General features: G+C 54.0%; 21 protein-coding genes and 2 pseudogenes. 15 read left to right on the plus strand and 8 right to left on the minus strand.

Annotated elements, in window-relative coordinates:
• Positions 1 to 340 precede the first annotated feature (340 nt).
• Positions 341 to 1249, minus strand: a complete 909-nt coding sequence (locus tag V8689_RS18515; protein ID WP_056789510.1) for an abortive infection family protein — start codon at positions 1247 to 1249, stop codon at positions 341 to 343.
• A 460-nt stretch (positions 1250 to 1709) separates the two neighbouring features.
• Between V8689_RS18515 and V8689_RS18520 the strand changes: the two genes are divergently transcribed.
• From V8689_RS18520 to V8689_RS18550, 7 genes are all read left to right on the plus strand, one after another.
• Positions 1710 to 2078, plus strand: a complete 369-nt coding sequence (locus V8689_RS18520; protein ID WP_056789514.1) for a hypothetical protein — start codon at positions 1710 to 1712, stop codon at positions 2076 to 2078.
• Between the two features lie 61 nt (positions 2079 to 2139).
• The gene (locus tag V8689_RS18525) at positions 2140 to 3312 is read left to right on the plus strand and encodes a DUF3800 domain-containing protein (protein WP_056789516.1); all 1173 of its coding nucleotides are present in this window, start codon (positions 2140 to 2142) and stop codon (positions 3310 to 3312) included.
• Between the two features lie 46 nt (positions 3313 to 3358).
• Positions 3359 to 4897 carry an LA2681 family HEPN domain-containing protein gene (locus V8689_RS18530; protein ID WP_056789518.1) on the plus strand — a complete coding sequence of 513 codons (1539 nt, stop codon included), beginning with the start codon at positions 3359 to 3361 and terminating at the stop codon, positions 4895 to 4897.
• A gap of 194 nt (positions 4898 to 5091) precedes the next feature.
• Positions 5092 to 5901 (plus strand): hypothetical protein, encoded by an 810-nt coding sequence (locus V8689_RS18535; protein ID WP_150073093.1) that lies wholly within the window; start codon positions 5092 to 5094, stop codon positions 5899 to 5901.
• A 604-nt stretch (positions 5902 to 6505) separates the two neighbouring features.
• Positions 6506 to 7387, plus strand: coding sequence for a protein kinase domain-containing protein (locus tag V8689_RS18540; RefSeq protein WP_056785746.1), 882 nt, complete (start codon positions 6506 to 6508; stop codon positions 7385 to 7387).
• 254 nt (positions 7388 to 7641) lie between these two features.
• Positions 7642 to 8337, plus strand: a complete 696-nt coding sequence (locus tag V8689_RS18545; protein ID WP_150073082.1) for an LA2681 family HEPN domain-containing protein — start codon at positions 7642 to 7644, stop codon at positions 8335 to 8337.
• A gap of 7 nt (positions 8338 to 8344) precedes the next feature.
• Positions 8345 to 9343 carry a DUF4238 domain-containing protein gene (locus tag V8689_RS18550; protein ID WP_056785752.1) on the plus strand — a complete coding sequence of 333 codons (999 nt, stop codon included), beginning with the start codon at positions 8345 to 8347 and terminating at the stop codon, positions 9341 to 9343.
• Positions 9344 to 9597: 254 nt separating this feature from the next.
• Here the strand turns inward: V8689_RS18550 and V8689_RS18555 are convergent.
• From V8689_RS18555 to V8689_RS18575, 5 genes and pseudogenes are all read right to left on the minus strand, one after another.
• Positions 9598 to 10200: pseudogene (locus V8689_RS18555) on the minus strand (SIR2 family NAD-dependent protein deacylase); the annotation flags it as partial.
• Complete coding sequence (locus tag V8689_RS18560) at positions 10157 to 10462, minus strand: hypothetical protein (protein ID WP_056785758.1); 306 nt, start codon at positions 10460 to 10462, stop codon at positions 10157 to 10159. The pseudogene V8689_RS18555 and the gene V8689_RS18560, both read right to left, overlap by 44 nt.
• A gap of 60 nt (positions 10463 to 10522) precedes the next feature.
• A complete protein-coding gene (locus tag V8689_RS18565) occupies positions 10523 to 10906 on the minus strand; it encodes a hypothetical protein (RefSeq protein WP_056785760.1) in 384 nt (127 codons plus the stop codon).
• An 89-nt stretch (positions 10907 to 10995) separates the two neighbouring features.
• Positions 10996 to 11286: a hypothetical protein gene (locus tag V8689_RS18570; protein WP_223816899.1), complete on the minus strand. Its 291-nt coding sequence runs from the start codon at positions 11284 to 11286 to the stop codon at positions 10996 to 10998.
• 209 nt (positions 11287 to 11495) lie between these two features.
• A complete protein-coding gene (locus tag V8689_RS18575) occupies positions 11496 to 11867 on the minus strand; it encodes a DUF6957 family protein (protein WP_150073083.1) in 372 nt (123 codons plus the stop codon).
• A 157-nt stretch (positions 11868 to 12024) separates the two neighbouring features.
• Here V8689_RS18575 and V8689_RS18580 point away from each other — a divergent pair, with 157 nt between their 5' ends.
• Complete coding sequence (locus tag V8689_RS18580; protein WP_056785768.1) at positions 12025 to 12486, plus strand: helix-turn-helix domain-containing protein; 462 nt, start codon at positions 12025 to 12027, stop codon at positions 12484 to 12486.
• A 436-nt stretch (positions 12487 to 12922) separates the two neighbouring features.
• Positions 12923 to 13249: pseudogene (locus V8689_RS18585) on the plus strand (endonuclease); the annotation flags it as partial.
• Positions 13250 to 13282: 33 nt separating this feature from the next.
• On the opposite strand, the gene V8689_RS18590 reads toward V8689_RS18585, so the two are convergent.
• On the minus strand, positions 13283 to 13648 hold the full coding sequence (locus V8689_RS18590) for an SPOR domain-containing protein (protein ID WP_019820896.1): 366 nt from the start codon (positions 13646 to 13648) through the stop codon (positions 13283 to 13285).
• A 263-nt stretch (positions 13649 to 13911) separates the two neighbouring features.
• On the opposite strand from V8689_RS18590, the gene csrA reads away from it, so the two are divergent.
• The 3 genes from csrA to V8689_RS18605 all read left to right on the plus strand — a co-directional run bounded on the left by csrA (position 13912) and on the right by V8689_RS18605 (position 14972).
• Positions 13912 to 14106 carry a carbon storage regulator CsrA gene (csrA, locus tag V8689_RS18595; protein WP_003192511.1) on the plus strand — a complete coding sequence of 65 codons (195 nt, stop codon included), beginning with the start codon at positions 13912 to 13914 and terminating at the stop codon, positions 14104 to 14106.
• Positions 14107 to 14316: 210 nt separating this feature from the next.
• The gene (locus V8689_RS18600; protein ID WP_056785771.1) at positions 14317 to 14577 is read left to right on the plus strand and encodes a hypothetical protein; all 261 of its coding nucleotides are present in this window, start codon (positions 14317 to 14319) and stop codon (positions 14575 to 14577) included.
• 98 nt (positions 14578 to 14675) lie between these two features.
• The gene (locus V8689_RS18605) at positions 14676 to 14972 is read left to right on the plus strand and encodes a hypothetical protein (protein ID WP_034135975.1); all 297 of its coding nucleotides are present in this window, start codon (positions 14676 to 14678) and stop codon (positions 14970 to 14972) included.
• Between the two features lie 20 nt (positions 14973 to 14992).
• Here V8689_RS18605 and V8689_RS18610 read toward each other — a convergent pair whose 3' ends face one another.
• Complete coding sequence (locus V8689_RS18610; protein ID WP_397388092.1) at positions 14993 to 15613, minus strand: HAD-IA family hydrolase; 621 nt, start codon at positions 15611 to 15613, stop codon at positions 14993 to 14995.
• A gap of 253 nt (positions 15614 to 15866) precedes the next feature.
• On the opposite strand from V8689_RS18610, the gene V8689_RS18615 reads away from it, so the two are divergent.
• The 3 genes from V8689_RS18615 to V8689_RS18625 are packed head-to-tail and all read left to right on the plus strand — an operon-like array spanning position 15867 to position 18238.
• Positions 15867 to 16127, plus strand: coding sequence for a DUF2790 domain-containing protein (locus V8689_RS18615; protein ID WP_056785777.1), 261 nt, complete (start codon positions 15867 to 15869; stop codon positions 16125 to 16127).
• A gap of 42 nt (positions 16128 to 16169) precedes the next feature.
• Positions 16170 to 16841 carry a heavy metal response regulator transcription factor gene (locus tag V8689_RS18620; RefSeq protein ID WP_056785781.1) on the plus strand — a complete coding sequence of 224 codons (672 nt, stop codon included), beginning with the start codon at positions 16170 to 16172 and terminating at the stop codon, positions 16839 to 16841.
• The gene (locus V8689_RS18625; RefSeq protein ID WP_056785783.1) at positions 16838 to 18238 is read left to right on the plus strand and encodes a heavy metal sensor histidine kinase; all 1401 of its coding nucleotides are present in this window, start codon (positions 16838 to 16840) and stop codon (positions 18236 to 18238) included. The genes V8689_RS18620 and V8689_RS18625 overlap by 4 nt, the downstream gene beginning before the upstream one ends.
• The last annotated feature ends 3 nt before the right edge of the window (positions 18239 to 18241 follow it).

Raw genomic sequence — 18241 nt, forward strand, 5'->3', positions numbered from 1 at the left:
ACTGCCGGTTGATTTAAGCGATGTCCGTTCTTAATGAAATCTGATAAGCGCTACTCATGGAAAGGCTTAGCAACGCTGCAGTTGCCATCCATCAACATCGATAACTGAATCTACATAAGCCGGGCATTCGGGAGAGTTCTCGTGCCGCTCCTGTGACCTAGACCATGTAACGCGCACTCTAAAGGCGCTTGTGTCCTCTGGTGCCGCTGTAGCACCTGCCATTGTTATGTGGCGCAGAGCCCTGTGTTCATTCAAGATCGAAAATCACTCTGTCAGGCACATGCAGCTTTCCAAGCTTACACAGCTTGTAAAACCTCCGCCCACCGTGAGCGGGCTTCTTTTATTCCGGTTCCTGCTTGCCCTTCAAAATGGACTCCGTCTGCTTAAGTACAAACGCAGAGCAAGCCCCTGAGAGGTGATTGATAAGCTGTGCAACATCAGAGCCTGGCGGCGTGTAACCATCGTTTTTGCCATGGGCGGTGCTGCTGGAGTTTCTGAGAGTCCCGACCCCGTGGAAAATAGTTCCGATCCCTATAAGTGATTGCTTAGCTCCTTCATTCAGCGTGCCGGCTTCATGCAGTTTTTTTGCGGTACGAGAAATGAGACTTTGCATGGTCAGTGCTTCATATCCAGTATCCCTAAGCTGCTTGAGGCACGCTTTCAGGACTGTTTCTCCGTGAGAGCTGCTGCGAGCGATGGAGTCTTCTGGATCGACCTCTACAGCCTTCTGAGCCTTCTGCCATGACTCAAGCAAAGTGGGATGGTGCTCGAGCTGTTTTTCAATGTCTGAGTCAATGGCCGCTTTTTCTGCTGAGACAAACTCGGTTAACCATGCATTGGTGGTGCTGATAGTGATGTGCTCTTCTTCCAAACTCCTTGTGATATCTGCTACTAGCGATTCTAAGATTTCCGGTGTACTCAGCAAGAGCAGCCATTCAGGCTTGATTTCTGCTAGCTCGCATTCATTCCATTCAGGTTCGGGCCAGCCGTCTGCAAACCGCTCGACTCTTACAATCAGTCTCTCGCCATTGAAGAACAACCAGCCGGTGGTACCACCGCTTACGGCAATATCTTCTATCTCCCAATGATCAAGCGTTAATGACTTGCTAGAGCCGCAGCAGCCAAGGCCACCCGAAGAATCTAATAGCTTTTTATCGAACGTTTTCAGACGATCTATTAATCGTTGCCGTTCGCCCTTCACTTTTGTGGACAATGCCGCCAATCCGGTTAACACATCGTTCTTCGCCATGATTTTCTATCCCCTCAATCAGAACTGATCTTTTACAGGAGCCCGCCGAAAATCTCGACTGGGTACTCGACCCAGAACGGCAAACTAGAGTCTGCGGTCTGCCTCTAGGTGTAGTTACTACACGCAAACCGCAGTATCAACTCGCCTACAAGCCAAGAAATACAGGGCTCACAACGTTTCATCCTATGGCAGCTAATGGCGGTAAACAGGCGTTGCAGGATTCCCCAAGAACGACGATCAGTCGGCTGCTGACCGAGAACATCGCCCTACGCGAAAATACATCCCTCCCGCGATTCGAGCTCCAAACCTCGGGATCGTCCTCTGTTCACCTTGGGCATGAGCACAGTTTCTATGTGTGTAGCGCGCCCTATCAGCGAGAGCAAGCACAGGGATCAAGCTTGCAATGGCTTTTAGCCTCGATGCCAGCTAGATTTGGAGCTTTCTACGATCAAGGAAGAATATGAAAAAGCTCATCGCAGTAATGGGGATCTGTGTCGTACTTGGCGGTTGCGCTACGTCCCACTACACCGCAGGCCGAGACTTTCCGTCAGCTAGTGTAGCGAGCATCACCAAAGGCAAAACCACGACTGCTGAGTTGAAGTCGCTGTTTGGTGAGCCCTACGCCAAGAGCGCAGTCAGCGAGACTGACGAGAAGTGGATCTACACCTACACCAATGGCTCAGCCCATGCCCAAAGCTACGTGGTCACCATGAAGGTGACAACTACGGGCACTCAGAAAACGCTCGACGTCTTGATCCGAAATGACGTGGTCATCAACTACACGTTCAGCGAAGGCCCCGCTCCAGGCACTACCACTGCGACGAACTGAGTTCGCCACCTTGCCATTGGGCGACCCACCGCGCTCAGTACGTTGTTGATGGAGCAAGCTCATGGACAGAACATATGCCTTCGTGGATGAGTCCGGGAATTCCGACCTTGATACGTCAAAGGGAGGAAGCTCGGGCTTCTTCATCGTGTGCTCCATTCTGGTGGCAGAGAAAGACCTGGAAGCTGCTTATGCCCAAGCTGAAGCACTCCGCAAGCGTCATTTTCAAACTGGCGAGATCAAATCCAGCAATCTGAAGCCCAAGGATTCAGATCGCCGTGGCCGGATCCTCAACGAGCTAGCCGAGCTGCCATTCAAGCTCTATTTCACCGTCGTTGATAAGTCCCGAATTCACAAAGATGGCGGCCTCCGTATCAAGACCTCGTTCATAAAATATGTGAACGGGTTGCTCTATGAACGCTTGTTCCGCGCATACCCTGACCTCCAGATGATCATAGACGAGCATGGTGGTCAGGAATTTCAGGAAAGCCTCAAAAGCTACGTTGCAGCGCGGTTTGTCGACGACCTGTTTGGCGATAAGGATGCCTTCCAGACGATGGCCAGCAAGGACAACGTTTTGGTTCAGGTTGCAGATTTTTTTGCTGGCTCAGTGGCTCAGATTTATGAGGAGAAAGCTTCGGAAGAAGCAGTTCTTGCCTACAAACAGATCCTACGGAACCTGACTCTTGGCATGCTAGAGTGGCCATCCAAGTACCAGCCTCTGCTGCCGCCGCCGGCGGATGAATCTGGTTACGCAGACTACCAGGTACACCAAGAAGCCCTCCGCCAAGCAGACCTTTTTAGCGAACGGGTTGGTGAGCACCCTGATGAGGATGAGCGCCTACAGCTAAGCATCTTGCGGTTCTTGAGATTCCAGAGCGAATTTGTCACCAAAGACTACGTGCCAACTGCAGAAATAGCCGCCCACCTAAAAGATAGCGGCTTCGGAGATATCAACGACCAGAGGATCCGCTCCAGCGGCATCGCCAAACTTCGCGATTCGGACGTGATCATCACTAGCGCGGCCAAAGGCTACAAAATTCCTCAGACACGGGCTGACATCAACGAGTTTCTGGAAAGGGCGTCAGGCATAGTCGTCCCTCTGCTGGAGCGAGTTAAAAAGGCTCGCGAGGTTTATCGGCTGAGCAGTCGGGGGGAATACGACATCGTCACGGCAGGCAACCTGACTGAGCTAGCTAAGCTGCTCGGTGCGCTCGAGGCGTTTGCCGACAAGTGAGAAATGCCGCCATTGCTGATTTGTCCATTATCACAGGAGGCACCGCATGTTGAGCGACTTCTTGAAGCTGTCATCCAGCCTCTGCTCCCTGGTGGATGTAGATCCTGCACTTGCAGTGCAACAAGCACGTGAAATCAATCTAGATAGGCTTGATCGCGTTAATTGGATGTCCTTGCGCGCGGCCACACTGGTTAACGCTGGCGCCTCGCTGAAGCGCCAGGATGCAATAGATGAGGGGGTGGAGCTCTACCGCGAACTTCACGACCTGTATCCAACAGCGGATGTCACTTACAACCTGGCAAATGGGCTCGTCGAGGCAGCAAATTGCGGCAGCGCTGATTCGGAGTGGGTAGATCATCAGGAGCACACCCGAGCACACAGAGCCGAAGCTCGAAGGCACTACTGGAGGGTGGTACAGGATGTAGATGCTGATTTGGAGCTACGCACCCAAGCATGGACTAACATCGCAAATCTGTTCGCAAAAACCTACCGGCTTTCTGAGGCTCATGACGCACGCCTTTCCGCATTGAGCGTTGATCCTACGAACGGCGTAGCTGCGTTCTGCGCGGCTTTGGATTTGATGTGGCTTTTCAAACGGGGAGGCTGCTCTGAGTTGACTCACATGGAAGCCGTGACGCTAGCCAGGCTAGCACTTCGAAACAAGGAACGAATTGTCCAATACGCCGGCTCACGCGTAGCAGCCAAGATTGAAGCGCTAGCAGGTGAGTTAAGTGACCCGCCATCGCGGCCTGAGCACATCGACCCATTCATCAAATGGGTAGAGAGGGAGCGCCTTACGCTAGCCCCAACTGTCGAACTCGTTGATCCATTCCTGGGTAAGCTAGATTGGCTTACCCTTCCAGGGATTCTCGAACGTGACCCAGAAATGGGTTGCAGCCCCCCGCCATTGTTTGCCATGTTCAATATGCTGAAGAGTGATTTTCTCCTGGCGCGAGATTTAGCGTGGCGTGCAAGGGCTGGAAGTGCCTGGGCGAAGACGGGGCAGTTTGCAGATACTCTCGACTACGCAATGTACGGCCCTGATACCTCGGCACTCATATTGGCGCATCGAACCGCCCTTGATTTGCTTGATAAGGTAGCCGTAACGGCGAACCATTATTTTGAGCTGGGATTAGCTCCCAATAGAGTTAGTTTCGGGAGGCTATGGAGAGATTCCGCAGACAAAAAAACAGGTAATCCACTCACAAAAAAAGTAGAGGAACTGATTCGTGCGGGCGTATACGCGATGTATGGCTTGGCCGAGCTGGCAGAAGACTATGATGGCAGCGACGGAATTCTCCGTTCGCAGAAGGATCTACGAAACGCGGGTACGCACCGATTCGTAGTCCTTCATGACTTTGGAGACCCCTCACGAGCGAGACAGGCTCCTGAAGTCGAGCACCTCAAACACGCAGACTTTGTCGATGAGGCCCTGAGTGCTCTTCGGGTCGCAAGGTCTGCAATCCAGATGCTCACACTCGCGATTTCCCAGCACGAGGAAATCTTGCAGGCGCAAATGGATGGTCTAATCGGCACCCTCAACGTTCCTGATCACCACTGGGTTCGCGGGGACGATGAAGAGTGAATTCTATTACCAAAAAAACGTCGTCATTCTGTCTCCAACGCTTATCTAATTCCCTTAACAGTAGACGCTAGCTTACAGACGACACAGGAAGGAGCACCCGACATTTGATAATTCCTACCGAGCGAACGCAGCGAGAGATGCATTCATCTGAAGGAGGAATCTGGTTTATACCTACTACAGATGGTGCATCAGTGTTGATCAAAGCACCCATCAGCACCATCAAAGCTATGTCAGTGAGCTGCTCGTTTGAAATCGGGATAGGTGTTGTTGAAAATAAGGTCTGCGTTGCTGGGATTGTTTATGACGCGCCGGACAAGCCACTCATAATTTCTCGCCCTCAGGCGCACGACGAAGAACACAAAGCACTGATGAGGGTTTTGAGCCTTGGTGAGGTGTATTTTTTCGTTTTCAATGAGATGGATCACTGCGTGGGCTGGTCTCCAGGATCTCTTTCTCCGGATGACTCGAACCAAGCTTCAGAGCATCTGCAACCGATCAGTAAACTCTATACTGGCAGCGTCCCAGCGTCCGACGAAAGTCTTCTCGACGTGTTCAACGCATCATTGTCCGTGAACAGGATGCCGACGGAGAGCCCCCAGCCAGCATCGGTGATAATCAACGTCAAGCTTGGTGACTGGCATTCCAATTCCTTGTCGTACTTCGATATTAGTACCTACCAAATTATCCAGATTGATCATCCGGATGAGGGAGGAATGCTCGAGAATTCCGTATGGGCGGCACTTTCATCGACTTACCCTAGGCATCTACATAAAAGTCCTGTTGTAGAAATCGGTGTAAAAGCGCGAGAGCTGACGGATGTTCTGGCTCTTTCCAGTCATGGAAATATTCTGATTGAAACTAAAGACTTAGGGATGCTTGCCTCTAAAGCTTCCAGGAGGCATGCACGAAGGTTGTCTGGAGTAAAAAAGCAGGCTCTCAACTCTCAAAGGGCTGGCGCAACTCGTAGGCGCAGCCAAGGCGCTACGACGAAACTGCATAGTTAGCTCAAACGATGGCACAGTCATAAGTATGGATTTGTCCAAGGAGTTGCACTGCGTTGTGATCGTCTCAGAACTATTTGCAGAAGATTGGGATGAGGTACTTTATGCTGCTGCCTCAGCAATGCGCGAGACCGGGGATCTTTTTCACGTAATCGATTTTCGTGAGCTAGTGGCTGTTCTGAAAATTTCAAGGGGCCGTGACCGGGAGCTTCAGGCAGTTCTGCTCCGGCGCTTAGAGCAGGTGCTACGTCATGGAACGTTGAACGTGCGATGTAGGGAGGCGCCTTACCCTCCTGCAGAAACGAACTTCTGATCAGCCAAACGCCATCCTCAGCAAGCTCTGCGTCATGTCCGAGGCAGGGCCTTGGGTAGCTACTGGGGTCGAGTCCTGGGACGGGCGTAGTCACACATAGTAACCTGGAATGAAGGCCAAGTCTCAGCAGCCCATTTTCAGCCGCGTGACGATGCCTCTGAAACGAGAGCTCAAAGAAAGCGGCTAAATGCAGCAGACAACTTCCAATCGGTTATAATCGCTTGCTTTTTCACTGGGCATGGAAAAAGCCAGTACCTTAATTAAACGTTTGGCACGTGAAGCAGGGAAGTAAAGATGAAAGGTCTTAGGTGGAATACTGGTCAATCGATAAAGTCAGCTAGCGGTGATTATTACAAAATCATACAATTGCTTGGCGAAGGAAAAAGTGCTACTGCATACCTTGCACTTAGAACCGGAATTGAAGATAAGGGCACTTTCCATGTTGTTAAGCTTATGCAGCACCCAGATAGCTCGGCAAAACTAGAGAACTTTAACCAAGAAAAAGAATTAATAAGAAAATTTGATCATGCATCGGTAATTTCCATAAGCGATAGCGGTGAATATGAAAGCGCCGGTATAAAATTTCCATTTTACATTAGCGATTTTTACTCAAGCACCCTTGCGTCAGTCATCAAACAATCGTCATTGAAACTTACAAGAAAAATTAGTTACGCCATACAGTTATGTTCAGCGCTTTCGCATTTGGCCTCTCGATCAATTATTCATTGTGATGTCAAGCCAGATAACATTTATGTGGATGGATTGAATTGCGTCCTTGCTGATTTTGGGCTAGCTGTAAACGTCAATGGCGATGCAGGAGTATTAGAACTTCCGTCCCTCCATCGCTATAGAACCCCTGATATTGTCGAGGCTAAAAAAAATCAAACCCTGCCAACATCAAAATCAGATGTATTTCAGTTGGGCTTGGTACTCGCGGAGCTATTCACAGGGAGAAATCCATGCGTCGTATCAGACTCTGGGTCAGATGAGGTACACATCGACACCCTTCCGAAGGTACACGGTAGATTTGGGAAGAACATTGACGCAATTATTGATTCCATGCTGCAAATTGATCCCCAAAAACGCCCTTCATCAGATAAGTTGATTGAGAAATGGGAAAAAGTTCTTTTCAAGGCGTACGAATATATGCTTAAAGTTGACAAGGATGTTTACTGAAATTACCGAGAAAGTTTCTCGCGCGCATCCAATTGCCGGGTGCCGAGATCCTCGGCATACCGCCTATCAAGGTTTTGCATTCATCAGATGGATGGGTGGGGCGTCTCACACTGGCTCCGGCTGTCGAATTCGTCGACCGATCTTTAGGCAAGCTCGATTGGCTCACGCTCCCAGGTATTCTGCAGCGTGAGCCAGAAAAGAGGGGTTAGCCCACAGCCACTATTGGCCATGTTCAATTTGCTAAGAGCTACTTTTTGCTGGCCCGAGAATTAGCATGGCGTGCAAGAGACGAAAGCGCTTTGCCGAAGACAGGTCAGTTTGCGGATGCTCTTGACTATGCTCTATATGGCCCTGATACCTCGGCACTTGTACTGGCGCACCGGACAGCACTTGACCTGCTCGACAAAGTAGCCGTAACGGCGAACTCATATTTCGAGCTTGGGTTAGCTCCAAAAAAAGTGAGCTTCGGGAGGCTGTGGAGGAATTCCGAAGACAAGAAAACAGGTACTCGGCTTGTAGTGAGAGTTGAGGGGTTGATTCGGGCGGGCGTGCATGCGATGTACGGTTTAGCTGAGCTGGCAGAAGACTATGATGGCGTAGATGGAATTCTCCGCTCACAGAAAAACCTGCGAAATTCGGGTACACACCGATTCCTGGTGCTGCATGATCTTGGTGATCCCGAGTTAGCGAGGCAGGCTCCAGAAATTGAGCATCTCAACCACACTGATTTTGTCGACGAGGCTCTGAGTGCTCTGCGAGTCGCGAGATCTGCAATCCAGATGCTCGCACTGGCCATTTCTCAGCATGAGGAAATCCTGAGAAAGCAGGCTGATGGCGTTATCGGCACACTGATCGTTCCTGATCACCATTGGATTCGTGGTGAAGATGAGGAGCTCTGCCCCCTTGCTGTGGAGCATGCAGTGAGCGTCGTATTATTTCTCAATATCTAGGTGGGCAGTGAACTCAACTCAGCAAAAAAAACGCCATCACTTTGTCCCCAAAGCGTATCTTAAAGCGTTCGCGAATCAGGGCGGCCAAGTTCTCGTTTACCGTAAAGACAACCCTGGACGAGCGCTTCCTGCCAGGCCAGATACAACACAGTTTGAGCGCTATTACTATTCGCAACCGCTGCCCGAAGGGGGGCAGGACAATAACACCCTCGAGGACATCTTCTGTGAAGTAGAGTCCGCATGGCCGTCCCTCGTTGAAAAGCTGGCTCGGAAAGAGTCCATAAACGATGACATTGAGTCCTTCATCCAGTTTGTTGCGCTACAGCGGGCTCGAGTACCTGCGGCGCGAGATGCTTTTGAGGCGGGGCTGGCGGCAACCGTTAAGGACACACTGAAAGCGCTGGTGAGGAACGGAAAGCTCTCACCACCACCCCGAGGTTTCGAAGACATCCTCGACAAGATCGAGGTGTCCATCGACCCTCATCAAAGCATTCATGCGATGCCCGGCCTTATAAAAAAAATAGGGGAGCTTTTTGACACGGTTGGCCTTGCCATTATCCATAACACGTCAGACGTACCGTTTCTCACAAGCGACAATCCAGTCGTTTGGTATGACCCATCAATCCCAATCGAAAGCCAGAATCCGTATGCCATTTCCCCTGATGGGCCGATAGCGATCCAATTTCCCGTCAGTCCCAACATGATGTTGCTTGGAACTAAATACTACCGAGAGCGCTACTGCACGGAGGGGCTCATGCATGGTGAGATACCAGACGTTGAATGGGTACATTATGTAAACACCCAAACCTGTCGCTACGGCTATGGAGCTGTCATTGCCCAAAGCCCAGGACAGGAGGAAATGATTCAGGCGCATAGTGCGCTGTCGCCAGTGTTCGACCGCTCCTTGCTGGAACTTGGCGCCCAGACAGTATCAATAGGTAGGTTCGTTTTCGGATCACGAGTAGCCAAGCCGAAGTGGATACCTCACAAAGATGAATCAACCTGAACTCGTTCGGCACTCTCAGTTTTTTACACTTCCTGAATCACTGCGTTATGAGTTATGAACAGACTCTGGGTGTCAGGATTATCTATTTGTGGCCTTCCCTACATTGCAAGCGGAGCGCGCCGGCCCGCGACGGGCCAGAGGCTTGAGGATGAAAGCCCGTAGGGCCAAAACCTGGCGCAGCCAGGTTCTGGTTCACGCCAGCCGTGCCCCGAAGGGGTCAAGCCAAAACGGATCAACTAGAAATGGCCATCCCACTACGAGACAGGATGGTCTCCGAAGGCCTCGCGAAGCAGGTTCTGCATCATCATTGAAGCTGGGCCTTGGAGGAAGTGCTCCTGACTGCTGATATCGAACCGCATAGGATTGATGTGAATCACAGTCGCCCCTTGGCCCAAAGCACTTAGCGGTAGCTCAGCAGCCGGGTAAACGACCCCAGACGTCCCTATCGACAGGAAGACATCGCAGTCACCCGCAACTGCGAGACCTGTACTCCATGCGTCCTCAGGCAGCATCTCCCCGAACCACACAACACCAGGTCGAACATACCCACTACACGCACTGCATCGCGGCGGCTCAATCCGACTCCCATCCTCAGGCAGGGCGTCAGACGTGAGAGGCAAGGTATACGGCTGCCCACAATCGATGCAGCGGGGTGAATGCAGGCTGCCATGTAGATGAATCACATCTTGGCTGCCGGCGCGCTCATGAAGGCCATCAACATTTTGAGTCACCACTGTCAGCTTAGGCACATGGCTGGCAAGTGCAGCGATAGCTCGATGCGCCCCATTTGGCTGCGCCTAGATAACTTTCTGCCTACGCCACTCGTACCATCCCCAACAGAGCGCTGGGTCGGCTTTCTTCCGTCAGTTCAACGTCCCCCAAAGACCCCAAGTGAATTCGTCGACAAGGTAGCTCGACAAGGAGACCTTGCTCAACAAGCAACCGAGGAAGCTCCCAAAGCAATTCGGTGATTTCCCAAGTTTCCGTAACAGCAGATACGGTCTCGGCAACGAATGCGCCAAGGTCGAAATCTTGGGTCGCTACAAACGGCCCTTCCCGGCTGTAGGCGTCAAAGATACCGGAAGCAATGGAGACGACCTCGCCTTTCCTCAGGAGCATGAAGCCACCTTGATCCCAAACTCACAACAGTAGGCCGAGACATTCCCTCCCGATGAAATATCACTGCAAGATCCGAGGGGTCGGATGGTACTGCCCATTAGTGGTACGCAAAAAATCACGCAAGCTGGCGCGGCCATTTTGGCGCTGAAAAGTTGCTAATACATAACGGCTATTCTCCGTCGTCATAACCCAGAATCTGCCTTCGCGCTCAACTTTCAATACGTCAGAAGTGCGGATCAGATGACCGTCGCCAAACCGCCCATACTGGTCTTTCCGCTTGTGGCCAAACACTACACCGATACCTGCGCGCGACCTGATGGAAACGCCACAAAGGTAAGCGGTAACCGGCACATCAAAGCCTTGCTCTTGGGCTTTAATGATTCGTTTGAGGTCGAAATCTGTGTGGCGTTTTCCGTGGAAATTTACATCAATGGTGTCGAGCATCTTTGCGCTCCGCTAGCGGTCTGTATGGAGTTATCAAGAATTGCACACGCAACCAGGCGCGCTTGTACCGTGGGGATTACTGGTAAATTTCAGGCTGATCGAATCATGCTTGAGAGAAAGACGGGCCTCAGGTTGGCCAGCGCTTCAATCTTGAAGTCTCGCTGGTGTGAGGTGTGATACACCGCCCCCTTAGCCACTTCCAGCAAGCAAACCTCAGAACCAGACCTGTCCTCACCTACGGTTACTCTGGTTAACCGCTCCATCTGCCAGCCTCCGGACTTATTCATCCAAGATGGCGTCACAGCCATAATCTCGGTGATAGCTAAATCCGCACCTTGGCTTACCAACATTTTCTGAAGCTGGTGGGTGTCGTCAATCATCACCGCGCACTCGCTGGGCCGACCCTCGTTTTCGACGCTAAGGGTTAAGTGATACCAAGGCGTTCGGAGCAGCCTTGAGACTCCGCGCCAATGGGACACGCCCTCCCCGAACATTCCTGGGACGCCTATCAGGTCGCTGTCTAAGGTTCTGAACATGTGTCGCCTCAAACTGCTGGAGCACGTCAGTTGCCCAGCAGAACCGTGGGAAATCAGAAAAGGGAAAATATCGCTTCGATGGAGGAAGACTTGCGATGGCCTGGCCCGAGCAACACGTAGACCGTGTTGCGTGTTTCGAATAGGTAGCCTTCTTTGAAAGCGGTGCCCATGCTTGAGCGCACCCAATGGCCTGGTTCGAAACGCCGCTGCTCGTCGTGCACAACTTTGTGGGCAAAAAGAAAGATTGGCTGGCAGCCTGCGGCGGTAACTTTCGCTCGCTCTTCGTCGGTGACGATGGCGTCTAAGATGATCCATTCCTCGACGGCGCAGAGGGGCATCCATTTGTAGCGCTTTCTGGCCAACGCGACGGCTTCGTCGAGGGTAAGTTCGGAACCTTGCAGCTCAATGCCCTCCTCCCCCAGCAAACCATGCTCCTTGGGACTAACCACCCATCACCGCCTATCTCGACAATATTCGTAAATTAAAGCGCCTTCAGGAGCAAAGCACCACCCATACAAATATATATGTTTGTGTGGCGGCAGGCAAACACGGCATACCGTCTGCTTTTATGGGGATCATTGGATGTCTCTGCGCCACTCCTACGCGGCAGTGCTTCGACTGCTACGCACTCAGAAAGGGCTGCTCCAGGCAAACCTCGCTGGCTCACTGACGCAAGCAAACATAAGTAGCCTCGAACTCGCCAAGAATTCAGCCACAGTCGATATGAGCGTTCAGATCGCTGCTGCCCTCAAAGTAGAGCCCATCACTCTTCTCGCACTTGCTGTCGCATCTCACGAAAAACGCACAGTGCGTGAGGTTCTCCTGGCTTCTCTGGCCGAAGTCGAAACCCTGAGTCTCGCAGACGTTCAACTGCCCACCGAACCTCAGCCTCTGACGACAGCGGTGGTGAAAGAGGCTCGCAAAAAATGGGTGGCGGTTCAGGATCTGAAAGCGCGAGGATTTAGTCAGTCGCAGGCAGCGAAGGAGCTCGGAATTCCGGGATCCACACTACGCCGGCTTTGGAATCGAAAATCTGACGGCTGAGTTTCTGTTTGTTAGATGATGGTGGTGGTGGAATCAGTAGCCGCTTCACCATCATTTCCTCAGGAACGAATAGGGGCATAGTCAGGATGCGTCGACCGAAACTCGCATTCTCATCAGGTGTAATTGGGGACATTTTCAGGCGACGTAGGCAGGGTTCACCTAGATAAATCTGTGCGGACGGAGTGGACAGCGCTGGCAGAGATATGAACAGATGCGGGAGTCGGATGGGCTCATTTTTGAACGGACGTACATCCGGATCCGAATACAGCCCTACCGTTCGTCGGATATAAATTCGGCTGCGCTGAAGGGTCAAAATGTCAACGTTGACAAGATTTTGGTGATTTAAATGACACGTTAAATCCGACTAAAACCATTGATTTTCCTAGGTTTTATGTATTATCAGTAAAGATGTCAATGCGGTGTCTTATCGGATAAGCAAGTGAATGGCGACCGTAACAACTTCAGCTTTGGCTGGCTGCCGGTGCAAAGCGGGCAGTACGGCTCATGCCTGACCCAGGTGGACTTCAAGGCGAAGAAGGTCATGCCGCGCCCGTCCATTCGCGGAATGATCGCGCGCACGTATTTTTATATGAGCAAGCAATACGGCCTGCGCCTGTCGAAGCAGGACCGGCAATTGTATGAAGCCTGGAACAAGACCTACCCGGTGCAAATCTGGGAACGCCAGCGCAACCAGACCGTGGCTTGCGTGATGGGGCGTGGTAATGAGTTCGTCGGCCCGGTCAACCTCAAGGCCTGCGGCTGAACGTGGGCGGGGGGTGCCCGCCCACCTGGCCTGCTACTGCGCAGCCTTGTGTTCGATAATCTCCGACACCGTGTCGTTTTTCTTGGCCCGCGCCATTTTTTCGTTTAGCAGCGCCTGCTTGGCCTCGGCCTCGGCTTTGGTTGCGAACGGCCCCAACAGCACCTCATCCTTGCCGTCGACTTTCACGATATAGAAATTGAAGCCATGCTCCAGCAACCAGGCGGTCAAGTCGGTGATCGCCTGCAGCTTGTGGTCCGGCGGGCCGACCCGTATATCCCATTCCTGAGCGGCAATCGCACCGGTTTGCGGCAGGCTTTCGGTCACGGCAGGCTTGGCCTTGGGGGCATCGACCGATTTACCTTCACCGCATCCGGCCAACGCCAACACCACAATTGCCATCGCTACTTTACGCACTGCCCTGCTCCTTTGAGGATCAAAGAGGCAACTTTACCATTCACTGTCTATTCTGGCCGTCATAAACGTTGGCTTAAACAATGCGAATCATGTATCGCGACCTGTATGATACCGCCATGGGAATTAATGTCGCCTCTACGCGTCCTAAAAGAGGCAGTCACAGGGAAGCGCTTCGCAGTAAGCTACACACATCCGACACCTGCCCTGTCTGAAACATGTGTCCTTAAAAGTAATTCAAGGAGAAGTCCATGCTTATACTCACCCGCAAAGTCGGTGAAAGCATAAACATCGGTGATGACATTACGATCACCATCCTGGGCGTTAGCGGCCAGCAAGTACGAATCGGCATCAATGCCCCTAAGGATGTTGCCGTGCATCGCGAAGAGATTTACCAACGTATCCAGGCCGGCCTGACTGCACCCGACAAAAACCAGACGCCTTGAAAAGCCTCCAGTAGCCAGCCTTTTCGTTCACTGTAACGGCTGGCGAAAACCCAATTGGCCTGTTCGCGTATCCCCGCGTAACCAGCGCGCCTTCAGCCTTCCCTTCGCTGCAAGATGAAACTGTCAGGGCATCCGGAACTTGTCGCGCTATTGGCAGCCCAATTTCTGACACTTTATCCTGCCATCCGAGTGCATTTCAGGAACACGTCGATGAGGCCAGCCGCGTCGCAACCCCTTGTTTCAAGATCCTGGATGCTTGCCCTGCTGATAGGGCTGGTCTTCGTGGCACTCGGGTGTGGGTTGAGAATGGAAGTTGAAGGAGCCGATCCCGACACTCATTCCTGGGTGGATCTGGCGCTGCTGCTCTGCGGCTACCTGCTTGTGTTCTGCCTCAAGCCGATCCAGAAGGTGATCTTGCGCAAGTTGCGCCAGCGCGCCGCCCATCGCACCCACGAGAAAGCCGCACGCTGAGCGCTGCTGCCTGCTATCGGATCGCCGGTATTTACAGCGCCGCCGCACCACCTATCATTGGGCTTGCGCTGCGTAGCCAATCAAAGGTGCAAATGCGGATGGACACCCTCAACAAATCCCAAATCGAAAAAGCCTTGGCTGACCGCCTGCCCAGCTACAGGGTCGAGTGCACGCTGCATGCCGACGGCACCCTGTCCGCCGTGCTGACTGGCCCAGAGACCGATCACTTCGCGATTACCGGCATCGTGCGTGCGCACTATCACGGTACAGAAGCCATCAACCGGCTCGCCACCGAGATCCTCAGGGAAATGGTGTTGTCGCGTCAGGGTATGAAAAACAGCCGGCTGCAGGCATTGTCCGATCCCATCGACTGCCTGGAAGGCCGAGACCGGTAACAGGCTCGGCCTTCTGCGTATCACGGCGCCATCTGACTCAGGGACAGCAAGCCATCAGCCCCACGCCGGGCTTTCAACGCACCGTATTCCTCGATGCAAGCATGGGCCGTCGCCATCGGCGCCAAGTGTGTCGAGGTCACCACCATGATATCCGCTCCCGCCGCTTCCCCTGCCTGAATACCCACTGTGGCGTCCTCGAACACCAGGCAGTCTTGCACCGGCACACCCAGGCGCTGGGCTCCCAGCACATAACAGGCCGGATCAGGCTTACCCGTCTTCACATCTTCGGCTGTCACCAGTACCGCCGGCACCGGGATGCCCGCCGCTTGCAGCCGGCGCACAGCCAACGCTTTTGGCGCAGAGGTGACCAACGCCCATTGATCGACGGGCAGACTTGCCAAAAACGCCACCGCACCGGGAATCGCCACGATGCCTTCGACATCGTGCAGCTCAGCCTCGGTGATCCATTGGGCTTCTTCCTGGGGATCGACACCCGGCAACGCCTGGCGGGTGATCGTATCGATCGCGCGGGCACCATGGATGGTGTGCAGAAACGCTTCCACATCCAAGCCATGCCGTGCAGCCCAGATGCCCCAGACGCGCTCCGCAGCGGCAATGGAGTTGAGCAGGGTCCCGTCCATATCGAACAGAAAGGCGCGGTAACGCCGTGTAAATACGTTTGGAGTTGGGCTGGACACGGCACGGCTTCCTCATGGGCTGGGCCCCTGCAATCTACGGATCACCTCGACGCTTGTAAACGCCGAGTCCCGGCCCGTCAGCCCCAAGGCAAAAATGACGAACTTGTCATGCTCCTGTTGGTTGGCTGTTGGGGTCGCCTGGTTACCGTGAGCTCACTGCCAACCCGGTAGCCAACCCGAAACGTGAGACACCACCATGAAACTGATTGCCCTGGGCTTCACCGCTTTGCTCGTCACTGGCTCGGTATTCGCTGCCGACGCCGCCCCTGCCGCCAACGTGATCCACGACAAAACCGGCTTCTTCGTCCACCTGGATGTCGCCAAGGTGCTGTCGAGCACCGACACCCACGGCCAATGCGGGGTTGTACCGGCGCAACTGCGCTACCTGGACCACCAAGACCGCGTACACGTGCTGGATTATCAAGTCCAGGACACCGGTTGCACCAATGACAATTGATCGGGCTACACTGGCGCAACTTATTGAAGCAGAGCACTTCCCATGAACATCCTTGTAGTCGAAGACGAACCCAAGGCCGGCAATTATCTGCTCAATGGCCTGCAGGAGCTTGGGCATTGCGTGAGCCTGGCCCGCGATGGCGTGGATGGTTTGCACCAGGCCCTGGAGACGCCGTTCGACGTGATCGTACTCGACGTGATGATGCCGAAAATGGATGGCTGGGAAGTACTGCGTCGCCTGCGCAAAGAAGCCGATACCCCGGTGTTGTTCCTCACCGCCCGCGATGACATCGCCGACCGCATCAAAGGCCTGGAGCTGGGTGCCGACGACTACCTGATCAAGCCCTTTTCGTTCGCCGAACTGGTGGCGCGCCTGCGCACCCTCAACCGTCGCGGCCCGAGCCGGGATGAAGAACAACTACAAATCGCCGACCTGCAGATTGACGTACTCAAACGCCGAGTGACCCGCGCCGGCACGCGCATTACCCTGACCAACAAAGAATTCGCCCTGCTGCATCTGTTCGCCACGCACCAGGACCAGGTGCTGTCCCGCTCGCTGATTGCTTCGCGGGTGTGGGACATGAATTTCGACAGCGACACCAACGTGGTGGACGTCGCCGTGCGCCGCCTGCGCCTGAAAATCGACGACCCTTTCCAGCTCAAGCTGATCCACAGCGTGCGGGGCATTGGCTACCGCTTCGATACCCAGCCATGAACCGCCAACACCCTTACTCCCTGACCCTGCGCCTGGCGCTGATCTTCGCCCTGCTCGCCTTCGCCCTGTTGGCAACCCTGGGCGTGGCGCTGTACCGGGAACTGGAGCGCGAACTGATCCGCCGCGATGACGCCGCGCTGATATCCCGAGTGGATCAGCTACGCAACTTGCTCAACGACAGCAATACCCTGGACCTGATCAAGACCAAGCCAGAGCTGTTCCAGAACATGTTGGGCAACCGCGAATCGGTGCTGAGCATCGCAGCACCCGGCCAGCAGCCGCTGCTGCTGGTGAACCCGGGGAACATTGCGCTGCCGTCGATCCAGCCGCTGCCCAAGGATCACAGGCTCATGTTGAACGACGTACAACATTTGCCCGGCCTGAACGGCATTCCTTTCTCGATGGTGGCCGTAGCCATCGACTCCGGCGACCTGGGCAGCCTGCAAATCACCAGCGGCCGCCTGATGACCGAGCGCACCGCGGTGCTCGCCAGTTATCGTCTTAGCGTATACATCCTGGCGAGCATCGCCGCGATCATCCTGGCGCTGGTCGGTTACCTACTGGTCCATCGCGGCTTGCTGCCCTTGCGCCGTCTGGCGCGGCATGCCCAAGGGATCGGCGTCAGCAACCTGGCCGAACGCCTCGACAGCCACGGCGCACCGAAAGAACTGCTGCCCATGATCGACTCGTTCAACACCATGCTTGAACGCCTGGCCAAAGGCTTTGTACAACTGGGCCAAGTGTCTACCGACATGGCCCATGAACTGCGCACCCCGATCAACAACCTGCTCGGCGAAACCCAGGTGGCCCTGCAACAGCACCGCAGCATCGAAAGCTACCAGCAACTGCTGGCCTCCAATGTCGAAGAGCTGGAGCGCCTGGCGCGGATGCTCGACAACATGCTGTTCCTGGCCCGCACCGACCCCGCCAGCGCACTGCGCCAACGCCAGGCGCTGGACGCGGCGGATGAAGTGGAACGTATCGCGGATTACTTCGAAGGGCTGGCCGGTGATGTGGACATGCACATCACCGCCCTGGGTGAAGGAGTGATCTGGGCTGAACCGATGCTGCTGCGCCGCGCCTTGGCCAACCTGTGTGCCAACGCGATCAAGTATGGCGCGCCGGGCTCGGAACTGAGTATCCAGGCAGTGCCGGATGGCGCGGGTATCAACCTGAGGGTCAGTAACCACGGCCAGACGATCCCGGCCGAGCACCTGCCACGGCTATTCGAACGGTTTTACCGGGTGGATGAATCCCGCGAGCGGTCATCCCAGTCCAACGGCCTGGGACTCTCGATCGTGGCGACCATCATGCAGCTGCATAACGGGCGGTACCGCGTGAGCAGCGAAGATGGCGTGACCTGTTTTGAGTTGTTTTTCCCTGGGCGTGAAGCCTGAGGA

The organism is Pseudomonas sp. AK181, assembly GCF_051122975.1.
Taxonomy (GTDB): domain Bacteria; phylum Pseudomonadota; class Gammaproteobacteria; order Pseudomonadales; family Pseudomonadaceae; genus Aquipseudomonas; species Aquipseudomonas lactis.